Genomic DNA, 15,872 nt, shown 5'->3' with positions numbered 1-15,872 from the left:
CATGTTACCTAAACAACGCGTCGCCTGGGTAGAAGGCATGTTGATGGAACCGCAGCATTTCCAGCAGCAGGAACGTTTTTTCGAGCACTTGATTGAAGCGCGCTTGCGCAGCGTCGAAACCTTCACCTGGGGGTTCCTGACGCTGGAGATCGACAACGGGCTATTGGAACAGGGCAAGTTTGCGCTGAAGAAAGCCAAGGGCGTTTTCCCCGACGGCACGGCGTTCAGCATGCCTGAGGATATTCCGCTGCCGCCGCCGCTGGTGCTGGGAGAAGGCTGCCAGGGGAAAGTGGTGTGCCTGTCCGTGCTGATGGACATCGCCGGCAACGCCCAGATCGATCTTATCCAGGATGCGCGAAAAAGCAGCCGTTTTCGCACCATGGACGCCGAGGTGCCGGATCGCAACCACGGCGTCAGCCTGGAGGGGACCCCGCGCGTGTGCACGATGCAACTGGGCAGCCTGGTGACGCGGCTAAGCCTGGAGGACGCGGTCAGCAGCGCGGAAAGCGTGCTGCCGGTCGGTTTCGTGCGCGAGCTGACCAGCGATCGTCGGGTGCTGCTGGATGAGCGCGCCTTGCCGCCGATGCTGGATTTCCGCGCCATCGGCTGGCTGCCCGCGTTCACCACCGAATTGCTTGGGCTGATCAGCCAGCGTCTGGAGTCGGTTTTCCGCCCGGACGTGCATATGACGATCGGCGGGCTTTCCGAGCTGCTGGAACTGCTGTTGCTGCAAACCTTGAGCGAGTTCAATTTGCGCATCAGCCAACTGCTGGCCAGCCCGCAGGTGCATCCTGAAACCCTGTTCGACACGTTGCTGAGCCTGCTGGGGCGGCTCAGCATCATTCCCGGCGGCGAACGCCTCTGGGATCGGGCCGATTTGGTGTATCTGCACGATGAACCGCACAACTGCTACTTCCAGCTGTTCGCCTCGATTCGCCGCGCGCTGTCGCTGGTGATCGAAGCGCCGGCGGTGGCGTTGCCGTTTATCGATCGCGGCGACAGCATTTATCTGTGCCCGAACGACTCGCAGCTGCGCCTGGAAAAACTGGTGTTCGCCGTCAGCTGCGGTTTGTCCATCGAGCATCTGCGCTCGTATTTCCCCGCGCAGGTCAAACTGGGGCCGGTCGAGAAAATCATTCAGCTGATCGATCTGCAATTACCGGGCGCTCGCTTGCTGCCGATGGCCTCGCCGCCGCGGCACATACCGTATTACCCGAACAGCATCTATTTCGAGGTTGATCATGCCGACCCGATTTATAAGGAAATGATGGCCGGCTCGGCGATGGCGCTCAGCATCGTGGGTGATTTCCCCGACCTGCGTTTTGACGTCTGGGGATTAAGGCAAGGGAGGGTGGGATGAACGAATTCGAGAGAAAAATACGCGAGGCGATGGCGGTAACGCGCAACAACGCGACGCCGCGCCTTCCCGCGTCCGGCTCGGTGGGCAAAACGACGGCGGAGATCGCCGCGCTGTCCTTCGGCGCGCGGGCGCTGGCCGCCAAGCTGCGGCCGGGAAGCGCCGGGGTGGCGACGCCCCCCGAACCCAAGCCTTATGAAGCGGAAAGCGTTGCGCCGGAAAGCAGCGAGCCCGCGCCGGGCGAGCGCCCGGCCGAGGCGGCGCCGACCTCGAGCGGGCTGTTCGGCCGCGCCGCGCTGAGCAAGCCCGGCGTGATGATGGGCCATTGGGACAACCCGCTGATCGCCGCCGCTATCCCGGTCCTGCTGCAGGTGGAGCGGGTGCGCGATCAGAAACAGCTGAATCCGGGCGCGGTGCGCGCGCAGATCGTGCGTGAGATCCAACAGTTTCAGCAGACGCTGCTGGCGGATCACATCGCGCCGAGCGATGTGGACAAGCTGGCCTATCTGCTGTGCTCCTACGTGGATGAGTGCTGCATGAGCACGCTCGAATCCGGCGAACTGAATCTCAGCCTGCTGGTGGAGTTTTATCGCGACGCCTGGGGCGGGGAAAAATGCTTCGAGCACCTGCAGGCCTATCTGGCCGCCTCGCCGCGCAACAAGGAGATCCTGGCGTTTTACGATCTGATCCTGTCGCTGGGCTTCGAAGGGCAATACCACGTAATGGAACGCGGCGCGGTGCTGTTGGCCGACGTGCGCAACCGTCTTGACGGCTATCTGTACAGCCAGAACCCGACGCAGACGCTGGCCGATGCCGAGCCGAGCAACGTGGTGCGCAAGGCCACCCGCATCACGCCGCTGAAGCTGCTGTGCTACGGCCTGGCCATCGCGCTGCTGGCGTATGCCTCGGCCGCCTGGTATCTGCACGATCAGTCCCGCGCGCTGCGCAACGCCATTTTGGCCTGGACGCCGCCGCAGCCGCGCAAAATCAACATCATGGAGACGCTGCCGCAGCCGCTGCCGCAAATCCTCAGCGAAGGGTGGCTGGAGGTGCGCGCCGATCCGCGCGGCTGGCTGTTGATCTTCACCTCCGACGGCGCATTCGCCACCGGGCAGTCGAAGCTGTCGGAAGAGTTTAAAAAGAAACGCAACATTGAGCGTTTGGGGGAAGCGCTGGCGCCGTGGCCGGGCGATCTGGAGGTCATCGGGCATACCGACAACAAACCGTATCGCAACACCTCCAACAACTCCAACCTGAAACTGTCCGAGGCTCGCGCGCAGACGGTCGCCGACAAGCTGCGCGAATCCTTGGCCAACAGTAAATACAACCGCACCGTGACATCGGTCGGCAAGGGCGATCAGGAGCCGCTGGACGACAACGCGACGGAAGAAGGGCGCCGCCGCAACCGCCGCGTGGACATCCTTTGGAAAATCGGCGAGAGGGAGATGGCTTCACCGTCTGCAACGTTAAATCAGGCAGGGGTAGCCGCCGAGGTCCCCGAGGATAACTAAGACATCCGCCGGCGTAGAGATAATAAGGAAATTATATGATACGTAGATCATTCATATTGGTGATTGCCTTGCTGCTGTGTGCGGTGGTGTGGTGGATTGGGCCGTTGATCGCCATCGGCACCTATCGGCCGCTGCTGTCGGTCTGGGTCAGGGGCATCATCATCGCGCTGATCCTGTGCTGGGCGCTGTGGCCGTTCGTGGCGACGTTCTTATCCTGGGTGTTCCGCCACGCGCGAGCGCCGGCCCCGGCCAAACGCAAGACCGCCCAGCGAGACCGCGTGACCTCGCGCTTTTACGACGCCTTGCGCACCTTGCAGTACGTCGGCACGGCGAAGCAGCGCACCCCTTGGCAGCGCTTCAAATACCGCCTGACGCGCCGTTACGTCAGCGAAAAACCGTGGTTTCTGGTCATCGGGCCGCCGGGCAGCGGCAAAACCTCGCTGATCGGCGAAAGCGGCGAACGCTTCTTGCTGGCCGAGCACTATGGCCTGCAGCAGACGGTGGACGTCGGGCCGACCCAGGATTGCAACTGGTGGCTGGCGGAGAATTCGGTGTATGTCGACACCTCCGGCGAATGGCTGCAGTTGAACGGCCTGGGGGAAGAGGGCGCCAGGGCGCGCGACACCCTGTTCAAACTGATCCGCCGCCATCGCCGCCATCCGGGCATCGACGGCATCATGCTGTGTCTGGATGCGCGTTGGTTGCTGCACGCCTCGCTGACGGAGAGAAAGTCGGTCGCCGACGCGCTGCGCGTGCGCCTGCTGGAGATGGCCTCGTGGTTCCGCAGCGAGCTGCCGGTCTATCTCACCATCAGCCACCTCGATCAACTGGTCGGCGGCGAGACCTTCCTGTCCATGCTGGGTGACGATCTGTTGCAAAAAGGCATGGGCTTCAGCCTGAACCGCGCCGAACAGGGAGAAACCCCCTTCGAGCAGTATGAAACCCTCTACCGGGAGATGGTGGCGCGCGTCAGCCATCACGTGCTCGAACTGTTGCACGATGCGCCGGACGGCCAAAACCGCCAACAGCTGCTGTTCTTCACTGAATCGCTGGGGTCGCTGGGCAACCCGCTGTATTCCCTGTTAGAGCAGATCTTCCCGCAAACGCCGGTGGGCTACGCCTGCCATCTGCAGCAGGTGTGGCTGGGCAGCACCATCGCCTTGCCGCCGCAGGGGGCGATCTACAACGCGGAAGCGGCGGATATCTATGAAGCTCGCCCGACCGGGCGCATTTATCACCCGGAGCTGGATTACGCCCGGCAAGAACGCGGGGTGATGCAGCAGTCTTCGCACGCCAGGCCGCTCGGCAGCCGCATGAGCTCCTTGGGCCGCTATGTGCTGGTGCTCATTCTGTTGGCGGTCTCGTTTAACCTGCTGGCGATGCGTTACCTGTGGGAGAGCGATTACATCTCCTACATTGCGGCGCGCTTCGATGAGACAAAGCGCATCGTGCGCGAAATTCCGGTGACTAACCGCGTCAGCGACGATGTCATTTCCGCCTATGAGCAGCTGGGGTACATGAACGCGCAATTGGGCGGCGAAGTGTCGCCGGTGCCGAATCCCTATTTCGAGCACAAGCTGATCAACAGCGCGGCGCAAAAAACCTACCAACGCCATTTGCTGCAGATCTTCTGGCCGGCGGTGGAAAACTATATCGCGGACGAACTCAAGAATGACGTCTCGGCGTCCAACAAGGACGTCTACGGCACTCTGAAAGTGTACCTGATGATGGGCGAACCTTCGCATCGCTCCGCCGAAGCCTTGGTCGACTGGTTCATGGCGCGCTGGGAAACCTTTATGCCGCAGGGTTACACCGACATGAACAAAGGCATCTTCGCTTACCATCTGCGGGAGATGTTCTCTTTGCCGGACGCGCCGGTCATGAAGATGAACGGCGATCTGCTGCGCCTGGCGCGGGTGAAAGCGATGAACATTCCGATGCAGGTGCGGGTGGTGCGCCGCATCGAAGAGAAACCGTTGCCGGCGGCGATCAACGATATTTCGTTAGCCGACGCCGCCGGGCCGAACGTCTCCTTGATGCTGCGCCGCAAGAGCCAGGCGACGGTCACCGATACCGCCGTGCCGGGGTTCTATACCCGCGCCAGCTATCGCGACGTTTTCCTGGCGCAGCTCGATGACGCCGCCAAGGACATGATCGAAGAAGAGTCCTGGGTGCTGCGCGACAGCGCGGAAGGGAAAAACGCGGTGAACTCGCTGGCCTCGGCGCAGAAGCTGGCCGACGAGGCGAGGAAGCTATACCTCATCGAGTATGCCGACAAATGGGATGCTTTCATGCGCGACGTGCGCGCCCGGCCGGTCAACGGGCTTGAGGATGCGGCGATCCTGGCGCGTCAACTGTCCGACCCTTCTTCCCCGCTGGCCAATCTGGTGCGCTTCGCCGCGCGCGAAACCAGCATGACCGGCACCAACCAGGGCGATGCGGCAAGCTGGTTCGATCGCCAGCGCAACCGCATCGAGCAGCAGCGGCGCGACATCCTCGGCGAGATTTCCGGCGAGCGCGCGCGTTTTCGTCTCACGCCGGAACGTGCGGTGGAAGATCGCTTCGAGCTGCTGCGGCGTCTGGGCTATCAGCTGTTACAGACCACCAACGCCAGCAACGATCCGTTGAGCCGCAGTTTCGAAGCGCTGTACAGCCAGTTGACCACCTTGTCCACCTCGCTGCGCGGCGGCCAGGTGGTGCCCGCCGGAGGCACGCTGAAGCGTCTGCAGTTGGATGCGGCGCGCCAGCCGGAACCGGTGCGCAGCGTGATGATGGATCTGTTGCAGGTCGGGGACAGCCAGACTATTCAGCAGAGCCAAAAGAACCTGAGCAAAGGCGCTTCGTCGCTGGCCTCCGGCTTGTGCAAGAGCAGCATCAGCGGGCGTTATCCATTCTCGCGCAACGCCAGAGCGGAGGTCGGCATCGAGGACTTCTCGCGCATGTTTGGCCAAAGCGGCGCGATGCAGCAGTTCTTCGATGAGAACCTGGCCCCTTATGTGGACGTCAACGCGCAGAAATGGAATGCCAAACCGGGTTCAGAGGGGATCGTCAATGCCAGCACGCTGGGCGCGTTTGAAAATGCCCGCCTGATCCGCGATACCTTCTTCACCGCCGGCGACAAGCTGTCCTTCTCCATGTTCATCAGGCCGTTGTCCCTGACGCCGACCATTACGGAAGCGACCCTGGATATCGATGGGCAGGTGATTAACTACAGCCATGGCTTCAGCCAGCCTACCCGTATCGATTGGCCGGGCCCGAAAGGCGGCAGCTATGTTCGACTCACCTTCCGCACCGGCACCGGCCAGATCCAGGTCGCCAGTTTCGACGGGCCCTGGGCCTTGTTCCGAATGTTCGACGCCAGCAATCCCGTGCCGCTCGCCAGCGACAGGCGAGAGCTGACGATGTCGATGTCGTCGGTGGTGGGCGTGCTCAAACTGGAATTGCGCTCGACGATGAAAGATTTCCCACTTTGGTCACGGGCGTTGCGAGGATTCTCGTGCCCGAAAGCGATGTAAACACAACCGTAAAGAGGTGATAAACATGTTAGATCCAGCCAAAATTTTAGAAACCATGAAGGCCGGCGGCAATTTGGGCACCAATTCCCAATCGTCGCTGAGTCAACCGTTTATGCAAGGCGTCAGCAATATTCAAATGTCGGGGCCGGATGCGGCCAAGTCGGTCATGAGTAATGTGACAAAATCTTGCGATGATATGTTCGGCAATATGAAGGGCATTTTTAATGGTCTGCAATCGAATGTGAACGCACACCAAAAAATGCAAACGAGCGAGCAGCCGAAAGATTTTAATGTTTCCATGGACGATCTTCGTCCGGCGATTGCGAAAGGGTTCCCGCACGAAATGGCGGACTTCTTTTCCAAAGTGCCGAAACTGTAATCAAAAACTCGATGGATAAAATACCGGGAGGCGGAAATGCCTCCTGGTATTCACAAGGAGTGTTGCGATGATCTATGACTGGATGCTCAAAAACGCCAATAAACGCATGGGTTTTTTTATCATGGTGATACCCAGCCTGTTTTTTTGGATATTGGTTTTTCTGACCTTATCTATTTTTTGATTCTTTGGTGTAAAAAAAAGCACCCGCGAAGGTGCTTAAAATGAAGCGAATTAAAAAATAGGAAGGGATGATTATGAGTTGTTATTACAGTTTAGAGATGATCTGCAATCCGCTGGAAATCAGCGCATCGACGGCCAGACCAATACCTTTACCGATGGTGCCGACAACGGTTTTGGCATCCGGGTTAACACCGGCAATCGCGGAAATGGTATCAATACCTGTACCTACCGCACTGCCAATCAGTGTGCCTACGTCACCAAAAAAACCAGCACCGTTAACTTGTTCAATTTCTACTGCGGATAGTTCTTTCATGATTGAAACTCCTTTTTCAGTTAGCCCTTTACTTCAGGCAATTTCATTATTGCAAATCAGGTCATTTTTTCAATAAAACTCGTGCTGTTTTTTTATACTATTGTGTTTTTTGTTAGATTGATTTTGCATCGTTAGATTATATATTGCCGAAGCCTTGGTTTTTATATCTTACTCGCCTTGAACGGCGGCGGTTTTATGAGGTTATTATTTTAAATCGGAATGATATATACCAGAAGGGAGACCTTATGAAGGTATTGACGACGCCGGAAAGACCTTTCCGGTATGATGAGCTTGCGGATAAAATCATCCGGGAGGCCAGGAGCCGCTTGGGCTGCGCCGTTCTGCGGTTTTTAGACTGCATGATCCTGGGTTATGGCCCGCCGGTGATAGTCTTTGATATCTATAATAATCACGGTAAGTTGCAAACGTTCAAAGTCATTCTTCCTCTTGGGAGCGACAAGCAGCTAAAAAAAGATCACCTCGGGTTGGTTTCCTGCCTGGAGGCTAAAAAATTGATGAGGATAAAAAAAATATAAATCATCCCGCTCGTCAACGATGCCGCGTTATCTTTCTGCGCTGCGCATCACTCCTGAAAAATCGTTACTCCTACCAGGCATTTCTTGCGCGGGCGGCCGATGGGTTCGCCTTCTTCTTTTTTGTTGCCGTCTACATGAAAGGGCGGGAATCACTTACTGCCATAAAGTGTAGCTTTTTTTTATGCAATTTTTTTACAATAAAATGAATATGGTTATACTCTGTTTAATAGGGTCTGCGATGACCCCGCCGCCTCGTGCGAAAAAAGCATTATCCTGCCTTTATCATAAGTAAATTCCTAATGCATAAACGGATTCTCTTAACAATCAATGTCGCGCAATGTTATGTTCTATATTATGTGTTTTTTCGATATTTATCTGGATATATTGCGCTCTTGGAGTAAAATTAACGTATCAGAGAAAAATCTTAGCACCGTGATGCTGATGGCAATGATGCCTTATAAATATATCTTACGATAACAATTTCCCTTGCGAAGCGCGGCAGCTTACCGCGTCTTGCTTTTGTATGCTCTCCAGGGCAGATGATTTATATAACCTATATATAAAATGCACTTTTGCGAGGCAAGGTCTTTTTTGCTTCGCCTATAACGCTTTTTTATTAAAAAGCACGTTAAAACAAAAAATAATCACAGCAATGATATTGCAGTAAGGAGAGTGAGCAAGCGTAGTCAAAAGGGAGGTTTGTTAATGGAGCGCGTCAATATCGCTATTGTGGATAAAAATCAATTCTTCAAGCTGGGGTTGAGTCTTGCCTTGCAAGAAGGTTTTCTCACGAATGGCATTAAGGCCAAGATCACGGGAGAAGAACGTGCCAACATCATATTCAGGGCGCCGGACAAGCGGGTGTCCATAAATTTTTGTCATACCCAGCTTTTGCAGGGCAACTTTTCTTCTATTCCGCTCTATTTTTCAATATTGGAGCATAAAAAGACATTCCCTAAAATTCATTGCAATTTGGAAGCCGGAAGTATTACGCGCAAAGACAGCGTGGCGGCGATCGTGGACAAGGTCATGTTCTGCTATCGCAAGAAAAATAGTTTGGTTTCAAGCTATTGCCCGCGTTGTCGTACCCAGTTGACCTTTAGCGAGGGGAAAGTGTGCCGTTTAATCCATCTGGGCTATTCACAAAACCAAACGGCGATGTTGCTCGGCATCAGCCCGAAGACGGTGAGCATTCATAAACGTTCGGCCATGAGAAAACTGAACATCGATAATAATATTGAATTCTTGCGCTGGTTAAAAATGCACAGCGACTCTTGTTAATCAGGGAAAGGAAGCGAACGGTCCGGCGCCGTATTATCAGCGGCGCTGAGCGGTCATCTTTTATTGATTTCCGCCCGGCATGGAATCGGTTTTATAGGGAGATAAAACATGGCTGTCTTTGTGAGAGAAGCGGTTTCTCATAATCATTTCAAATTATTGCAAGAGCTTTATGGCAGAGATTTGGGCGGGGAGCGTTTCCTGCACTGGAAGCATTTGCTCGATCCGCATTGTGGGGCGCCGATGGAAAAAACGGGCATATTTTACAAGGATCAAGAACGTTATCTCGGGATGTTTGTATCCAGTTTTTATCCTTTTAAAATCAATGAATTGTCTTTTAATGTCAATATGCTTGGCGATCTTGGGATCCACCGTCAGGTCAAATCTTCCACCGTCTTGAAAGATTTTTTCCTGCAGGCCAGGCGTTCGGATGTGGCGGCGGATATCTGCTTTTCCGATGACAGGAAGATCAGGGTTTATGAAAAGATTTTTAGAAAGTATTTAACGACCAATACGCAAATCTATCCCTTCGTCGAATTAACCTTAAAGCCTGATAAGTTTATGGCCTTTCGTTTTACCGAGGGCGACCAAGCGCGGCAGGCCAGCTTTATCAATAATCTGGGGCGAGAAAAAGATCATCGCGCATTTGAATATATTGAAAAACATCCTCTGTATCATAAAATTCATTATATTAATAAAGGCAATCTCTACGCTGTGATTGGCTGTTCCAGTGAGTGTGCCGAACTTTTGGATATTTCCAATCCCTCCAGGGAGTGTTTTTCCTGGGCCATCGGCGTTTGTCGGCACCTGCATAGCCGTTGCAAAGTGATGATCCCTATTGGTTTTTACAAGTCGATTTGCGCTCAGGCGGCGGAGGTCATTGCAGAAAAGCGCATCAACATGCTGATCGGTTATTACTCAGAAAAGATAAGCGAGCTGATGCCGAAAGAGGTTTGGGTATGCCGCATGGATCGCCGTTAAGCAGGGCACGTGTATTCTAAATGGAGTGTTTGTCATGGAAGAGATTCCTGTATCACCCTATTCAAAAGTTTTTATCGATGAATATGACCGCCATCCAGAGGGCTGTAATTACAACGTATTGGTGCTGCAGCGTATTGAGGGCGCGCTGGATCCCATCAGATTACAAGCTGCGCTGAATGCGCTGGTGCAAGATCATGTCCTGCTGAACAGCCATATTCATGAACGGAATGGCGAACTGTATTGGCGTCGCAATGACGCAATCCATCCTTTGCAGCATTACACGGACCGCACGCTGCTGACCCAAGTGATTCGCCAGCCCTTCGACATTTACCGCGGGCCGCTTTATCGTTGGGCGCTTTTCGCCGAGGGGCCGGGGCGCTATACCCTGGCGCTGGTGGGCCATCATCTGGTGATCGACGGCGCGTCTTCCGACGAGTTTTTCTCATTGGTGAGCCAGTACTATGGTCAACAGCGGCTATCGACCCGCCTCGAGGCGACCGAGATTGCCGCCATCAACCGGCAGCTGCAGCGCGAGGTGGAACAACTGGCCGCCGATGGAGCGCTGGCGCACTGGCGGGCCGAAGCGGCAAATTTGGGCGCGATAGACGTGCCCTTTGAGAAAAGCGGCGCCGTGCGAAACGATGAGGCGGCCGAGCTGCGTTTCCAGGTGCCCAAAGCGCAATGGAAAGCGCTGAAACAGGGCGCGGGAATACGGCGAATGAATGACTTTCTGGCGTTGCTGGTGCTGTGGGGCATCTTGATGGCGCGCAGCGGCAATCAGGAAACGGTCTATATCAGCTATCCGGTGTCGATAAAAAAGGGGCAAAGATTTGCGCTTGGCGGGCATGTCAACACCAGCGTGATGCCCCTCGCGCTGCGTGACGGCGAAGGCTTCGCCGCCGTTTATCAACGCGCGCTGGCGTTTATTACCGCCGCGGCGCCGCACTCGCGCCAACGGTTTAACCAACTGCCCACGCAACAGGTGGTGCAGGCGCTGGGGATCCGCGCGATGCCGATTTCCTTTGCCCAAACCAACCTGCGCGATGCGGCATTGGCGCTGGCCGATTGCGCCACTTCGCCGTTGTTTGAAGCCAACCACGATATGGCCAGCGCGTCGCTTTCCCTGGAATATGAGGATCGGGCCGACAGCGATGCCTTGCAGTTCCGGCTGCGTTTTCGTCAGGACATGTTTGACGAAGATGACATGCGCGACTGCGCGGAACATTTCATGCGTTTGATGCAAGCGGCGATGCGCGCGCCTGACGCGCCTTTACGCCACCTCGCCTTTTATCCCGCCGCCGACATGCCGCCAGATGACGACGCGGTCCCTGCGTTGCCGAGAGAAACCCTCAGCGCCCGGTTTGAGGCGATCGCGCTGCGTTATCCGGATAAGATTGCGCTGGAGTTTGAGGGGCTGCATGTCAGCTACCGTGAGCTGAACGGCATGGCGAATAGCCTGGCGCGCGAAATTACGCTCCGCTACCAAGCGCTGACCGGGGTCGCCCCTCAGGCGGACACGCTGATTGCGCTGTACAGCGAGAAAAGCCTGGAAATGGTGGTGGCGCTGCTGGCGGTGCTGAAAACCGGTGCGGCCTATGTGCCGCTCTCCTGCAATTATCCTCAGGCGCGCATTCGGCATATTCTCGAAGAAACGCGCGCGCCGGTGCTCATCGCCGGGGAAAGCCTGCAGTCGGCCGCCGAGGCGCTGGCGGCGATGATGCCGCACGCCGTGTCCGTCCTCACGCTGGGCGATCTGAACCGCCTGCCGCACGAGCGGCAGAATCTGCCGGCCATCACCGGCGCCGACCGGCTCGGCGCGGTGATCTATACCTCGGGATCGACGGGGATCCCGAAAGGCGTGATGCTCGAGCAACACGCGATGTGCGGGTTGGCGACCGCGTCCGGCATCGCTGTCACGCCCGATGATGTGCTGCTCTTCCTCTCGAGTCCGGCGTTCGATGCGGCGACGTTCGAGGTGTGGGGCGCATTGCTCAACGGCGCCAAATTGGTCGTCGTGCGCGACACGGAGGATATCGCCGGCGATGTGCCGCAGCTGGAAGCCTTGCTGCGTCGGCAGCAGGTATCGATTCTGTGGGCGACGCGCAGCCTGTTCGATCATCTTTACCTCAGTCACCCCGACCTGTTCGCCGGGCTGCGCTGTCTGCTGGTGGGCGGGGAGGCGCTGACCGCCACGCTGATGCAGCGCCTGGTGCGGCAAGCCAACCGCCCGCAGCAGGTCATCAATGGCTATGGCCCGACGGAATGCACCACGTTCACCACGATGTACGCCATCGCGGCGGATGAAACCCGCAGCAGCATCCCGATTGGGCGAGCCATACCGGGGCGCGAACTTCATGTGCTGGATCGCTGGCTGCAGCCGTTGCCGCCAGGGCTGGCCGGCGAGCTGTATATCGGCGGAGACGCGCTGGCGCGCGGCTATCTCAACCAGCCGCAGCAGACGCAAGAGCGTTTCATTACGTTGAACGGGCGACGCTTGTATAAAAGCGGCGATCGGGTGCGAGAGTTGCGCGACGGCAATCTGGAGTATCTCGGCAGAAACGATTGCCAGGTAAAAATTCGCGGTTTCAGAATTGAACTCAGCGAAATAGAAAATACGATCAATGCGCTGGAGGGCGTCGAGAAATGCGTCGTGGTGGATGTCGTCCATCGCGATAGCAAGCGCCTTGCCGCTTATGTGCTGATGGCGCGGGGCGAGCCGCTGGATCCTGCCGATTTGCGCGCCCGGCTGGAGCGGATACTGCCGGATTACATGGTGCCGTCCAGCTATGTCGCGCTCGACGAGATACCGCTGACGGTGAACGGCAAGCTGGATCGCACGGCGCTGCCCGCTCCGCAATTCGCGCAAAACGAGCGATATGCCGCGCCGCAGAATGCGCTGGAGGCGTTGATTTGCGCCCTGTGGGCGGAGATCCTCGGCGTTGAACGGGTTGGGGTGGATGACGACTTCTTTCGTCTGGGCGGCGATTCGATCCAAAGCATCGTGTTCACCAGCGAATTGAGCAAGTCGGGCTATCACAGCAACTCGCGTGCGGTGTTCGAAACCCGGAATGCGCGGGCGCTGGCCAAGCGCATCTTGCAGCAACGGGACGCGATTGCGCCGCTCAATGAACAGGGCGAGCTGCAGGGCGAATTCGAATTGCTGCCGATTCAGCGCTGGTACAACGAGCAGCCGCCGCAACATCGCGCTTTCTTCAACCAGACTTTTTTGGTGCGGGTGCCGCCGATGTCCGCCGAGCGCGTGGCCGATCTGGTCAACGGGCTGGCGTCGCGCCATGACATGCTGCGCGCGCGGTTTAGCGCCGACGATGCCGGCGCGCTGGTCGCGCAGCGCTATCTGTCGGTGGCCGACGGCGGCCCTTCATGGGGATACTATGACCTGGCGCTTTGTCGCCAAAGCCGCGCCGAACTTCTGCATCAATGGCAATCGGGGTTTGATCCGGTAGAAGGGCCGCTGTGCCGCTTCGTCTACATTTTCGACAGCAGCGCGCCCGGCTACGCGTTGATGTTCTGCGCATTCCATCATCTGATCATCGACGTGGTGTCCTGGCGCATCATTGTCAGAGACATGCGACGATTGCATCAGGGGGAATCGCTGTCGGCGAAAGGCACCAGCTACCGGCAGTGGGGCGAGACGTTAAGGCACTACGCGGCGAGCCGGCATGACCAATGCGCTTACTGGTTGGCGATGATCGCCGGGCAACCCGATTACGCCACGCTCAGCGAGGGGGCGCAGAGTCCGGCGTTTTGCCGCTTAGAGTGCGACGCGGCGTTGACGACGCTGTTGATGGACACCTGTCATCAGGCCTACCGCACCTCGACCCGCGAGGTGTTGCTGGCGGCGCTGGCGCCGGTGCTGCAGGCCTGGCATGGCCGTGCGGACAGTTACCTGACGCTCGAACACCATGGCCGCGATATCAATGACGATAAGATCCAGCTCGACGACACCGTCGGCTGGTTCACCGCCTTACTGCCTTTGCGCATCACCGCGCATCAGAGCCCAAAACACACGCTGCGCGCCATCAAGGACACATTAAGAAAGATGCCGGATCACGGCATCGGCTATTCGGCGCTGAAATACGGTTCAGCGTCGGACGACGAAGCGATAGCCTGTCTGCGGCGCCACCGCTTGCCGGCCATTTCATTCAACTATCTCGGCGTCTTTAACGAACAGACTGACGACGCCTTGTGGGCCTTGATCGACCAAACGGCGGATCTGGAAAACGGCGCGCTGCCGGCGAGCGACAATGTGCTGGATCTGGTGCTCTACGTGCACGGCGACCGGCTGAGCATCGTGATGTCGGGCTTATTGCCGCAGGCGACGCTGGCCCGGATCGGTTCGCACTATAGGGCGAGCGTGTCGGCGCTGGTCGAACACTGTTGCCACGAGGCGAGCCAGGGCGTTCGCCTCGCCAGCCCGGGGGACTTCCCCCATGCCGACGTCAGCCTCGCCGAGTTGGACCACTGGCAGCAACGTCATCGCATCGCCGCCGTTTTCGAGGCTACGGTTACGCAGCGGGAACTGATGTATTTCAACCGGCTTAACCGCGAGTATCAGATCGATCAGGCCGTTTATGAGGTGGCCGGCCCGCTGCAGCCGGAGGTGTTGAACCAGGCCTGGTCGCTGGCGCTGCAGCGATTTGAAATGCTGCGCGCCGGGTTTGGCGATCAAACCCGCCGTGGGCGGCCCAACGTCTTCATCTGCGAGACGCTGCAGGCGCCGATCGCGATCGAGGATTGGACCGATGCGCCGCCGTCCTCGCTGGAAGAAAGGATGGAGGCGCTGTTGGCCCGGGAACGAGAAACCTCGTTTGAGCTGGATGCGCCGCCGTTGATCCGCTGGCGCCTGATCAAGTTGAACGCCGATGAGCACTATCTGGTGCAGACCTTTAACCATATCTTGTTCGACGGTTGGTCCCTCGGCGTTCTGTTCGAACACTGGTTCAACGACTACCTCACCTTGCTGGAAGGGCGCGCGCCGGCGCTGGAAATTAACCGATTTGAGCCGTTCGCCGCTTATGTGCGCGCGCACGGCGACGATCCCGAAGCGCAGGCGTTCTGGGCGGACTATTTGCGCGGAGCGCCGGTCAACCAACGTTTGCCGTTGAGCGCTTCGCCGGATGCCGCGCCGCAGGGGCGACGCATGCGGCAATATGGCGCGGAATTCACCGCGGAACAGGTGGCAAGCCTCACCGCGTTTTGCCGGCGCCAGGGGATCACGGTCAATCAACTGACGCAGCTGGCCTGGATGCTGGCGCTGGCCGAAGCGCTGGCCTGTGACGATATCGCGATCGGTACGACCATGAGCGAGCGCCCGGCGGACATTGAGCAGGTGCAGACGCTGTTTGGCCTGTGTGTCGCCAGCCCGGTGCTGCGCCTGCAGGCGATTCGCCGCCGGCCCATTTATGCGTTGCTGGCCGATATCGCGGATTCCCAGACGCTGAGGCAGAAGTACGCCTTTTCCGAACTGAACCGCTACGACGAACAATGGGTGCCCACTTCGCCGTTCGGCAGCCTGTTTGTGTTTGAAAACATGCCGCAACCGCAGAAGGATCCGCGCTTGCCGTTTACGTTCCGGGTGACGGATATCGTCAGCGGCAGTAACCACCAGACGGTGCTGTGCTTGTTCCCCGAAGCGGAACGGCTCGCCATTTCACTGTTTTATGATTCTCATGAGATAGCTCAGGAGACCATCGTTGCGGTAGGACGCCGTTTTCAGGCCATTGCGATCGCGATCGCCCACCTTCCGCCCGACAGCGAAATCCGCGCCGAAGACGGGATTATCCAGGCGGAGGAGGCGTGAT

General features: G+C 57.6%; 9 protein-coding genes. 8 read left to right on the top strand and 1 reads right to left on the bottom strand.

What is annotated here, in order from left to right; translation table 11 throughout:
- The first annotated feature begins 1 nt into the window (after window position 1).
- The 4 genes from tssK to SERRSCBI_RS15155 are packed head-to-tail and all read left to right on the top strand — an operon-like array spanning window position 2 to window position 6,762.
- A complete protein-coding gene (gene tssK, locus SERRSCBI_RS15170; RefSeq protein WP_021505816.1) occupies window positions 2–1,360 on the top strand; it encodes a type VI secretion system baseplate subunit TssK in 1,359 nt (452 codons plus the stop codon).
- A complete protein-coding gene (gene icmH / locus SERRSCBI_RS15165; protein ID WP_033643654.1) occupies window positions 1,357–2,868 on the top strand; it encodes a type IVB secretion system protein IcmH/DotU in 1,512 nt (503 codons plus the stop codon). The genes tssK and icmH overlap by 4 nt, the downstream gene beginning before the upstream one ends.
- A 35-nt stretch (window positions 2,869–2,903) precedes the next feature.
- Window positions 2,904–6,383 carry a type VI secretion system membrane subunit TssM gene (gene tssM / locus SERRSCBI_RS15160; RefSeq protein WP_033643653.1) on the top strand — a complete coding sequence of 1,160 codons (3,480 nt, stop codon included), beginning with the start codon at window positions 2,904–2,906 and terminating at the stop codon, window positions 6,381–6,383.
- 25 nt (window positions 6,384–6,408) lie between these two features.
- Complete coding sequence (locus SERRSCBI_RS15155; protein WP_033632662.1) at window positions 6,409–6,762, top strand: DUF6277 family protein; 354 nt, start codon at window positions 6,409–6,411, stop codon at window positions 6,760–6,762.
- A 265-nt stretch (window positions 6,763–7,027) separates the two neighbouring features.
- Here the strand turns inward: SERRSCBI_RS15155 and SERRSCBI_RS15150 are convergent, their stop codons facing one another.
- Window positions 7,028–7,255, bottom strand: a complete 228-nt coding sequence (locus SERRSCBI_RS15150; RefSeq protein ID WP_004935320.1) for a hypothetical protein — start codon at window positions 7,253–7,255, stop codon at window positions 7,028–7,030.
- A 245-nt stretch (window positions 7,256–7,500) separates the two neighbouring features.
- On the opposite strand from SERRSCBI_RS15150, the gene SERRSCBI_RS15145 reads away from it, so the two are divergent.
- The 4 genes from SERRSCBI_RS15145 (at window position 7,501) to SERRSCBI_RS15130 (ending at window position 15,871) form a co-directional block, all read left to right on the top strand.
- Entirely contained in the window at window positions 7,501–7,791 is a 291-nt protein-coding gene (locus SERRSCBI_RS15145) for a hypothetical protein (RefSeq protein WP_004935318.1), read from the top strand.
- 705 nt (window positions 7,792–8,496) lie between these two features.
- Window positions 8,497–9,072: a LuxR family transcriptional regulator gene (locus SERRSCBI_RS15140; RefSeq protein ID WP_004935315.1), complete on the top strand. Its 576-nt coding sequence runs from the start codon at window positions 8,497–8,499 to the stop codon at window positions 9,070–9,072.
- A 108-nt stretch (window positions 9,073–9,180) separates the two neighbouring features.
- Window positions 9,181–10,050, top strand: a complete 870-nt coding sequence (locus tag SERRSCBI_RS15135) for a hypothetical protein (protein WP_033650782.1) — start codon at window positions 9,181–9,183, stop codon at window positions 10,048–10,050.
- Between the two features lie 34 nt (window positions 10,051–10,084).
- Window positions 10,085–15,871: a non-ribosomal peptide synthetase gene (locus SERRSCBI_RS15130; protein WP_042784955.1), complete on the top strand. Its 5,787-nt coding sequence runs from the start codon at window positions 10,085–10,087 to the stop codon at window positions 15,869–15,871.
- The last annotated feature ends 1 nt before the right edge of the window (window position 15,872 follow it).

This window comes from Serratia sp. SCBI (assembly GCF_000747565.1).
Taxonomy (GTDB): Bacteria; Pseudomonadota; Gammaproteobacteria; order Enterobacterales; family Enterobacteriaceae; genus Serratia; species Serratia ureilytica.
The sequence above is the reverse complement of the archived record's forward strand: the minus strand, read 5'-3'. Positions and strand labels throughout refer to the sequence as shown.

Coding starts and splice junctions, on each gene's coding strand:
- tssK (WP_021505816.1), top strand. CDS start 2: ATGTTACCTAAACAACGCGTCGCCTGGGTAGAAGGCATGTTGATGGAA.
- icmH (WP_033643654.1), top strand. CDS start 1,357: ATGAACGAATTCGAGAGAAAAATACGCGAGGCGATGGCGGTAACGCGC.
- tssM (WP_033643653.1), top strand. CDS start 2,904: ATGATACGTAGATCATTCATATTGGTGATTGCCTTGCTGCTGTGTGCG.
- SERRSCBI_RS15155 (WP_033632662.1), top strand. CDS start 6,409: ATGTTAGATCCAGCCAAAATTTTAGAAACCATGAAGGCCGGCGGCAAT.
- SERRSCBI_RS15150 (WP_004935320.1), bottom strand. CDS start 7,255: ATGAAAGAACTATCCGCAGTAGAAATTGAACAAGTTAACGGTGCTGGT.
- SERRSCBI_RS15145 (WP_004935318.1), top strand. CDS start 7,501: ATGAAGGTATTGACGACGCCGGAAAGACCTTTCCGGTATGATGAGCTT.
- SERRSCBI_RS15140 (WP_004935315.1), top strand. CDS start 8,497: ATGGAGCGCGTCAATATCGCTATTGTGGATAAAAATCAATTCTTCAAG.
- SERRSCBI_RS15135 (WP_033650782.1), top strand. CDS start 9,181: ATGGCTGTCTTTGTGAGAGAAGCGGTTTCTCATAATCATTTCAAATTA.
- SERRSCBI_RS15130 (WP_042784955.1), top strand. CDS start 10,085: ATGGAAGAGATTCCTGTATCACCCTATTCAAAAGTTTTTATCGATGAA.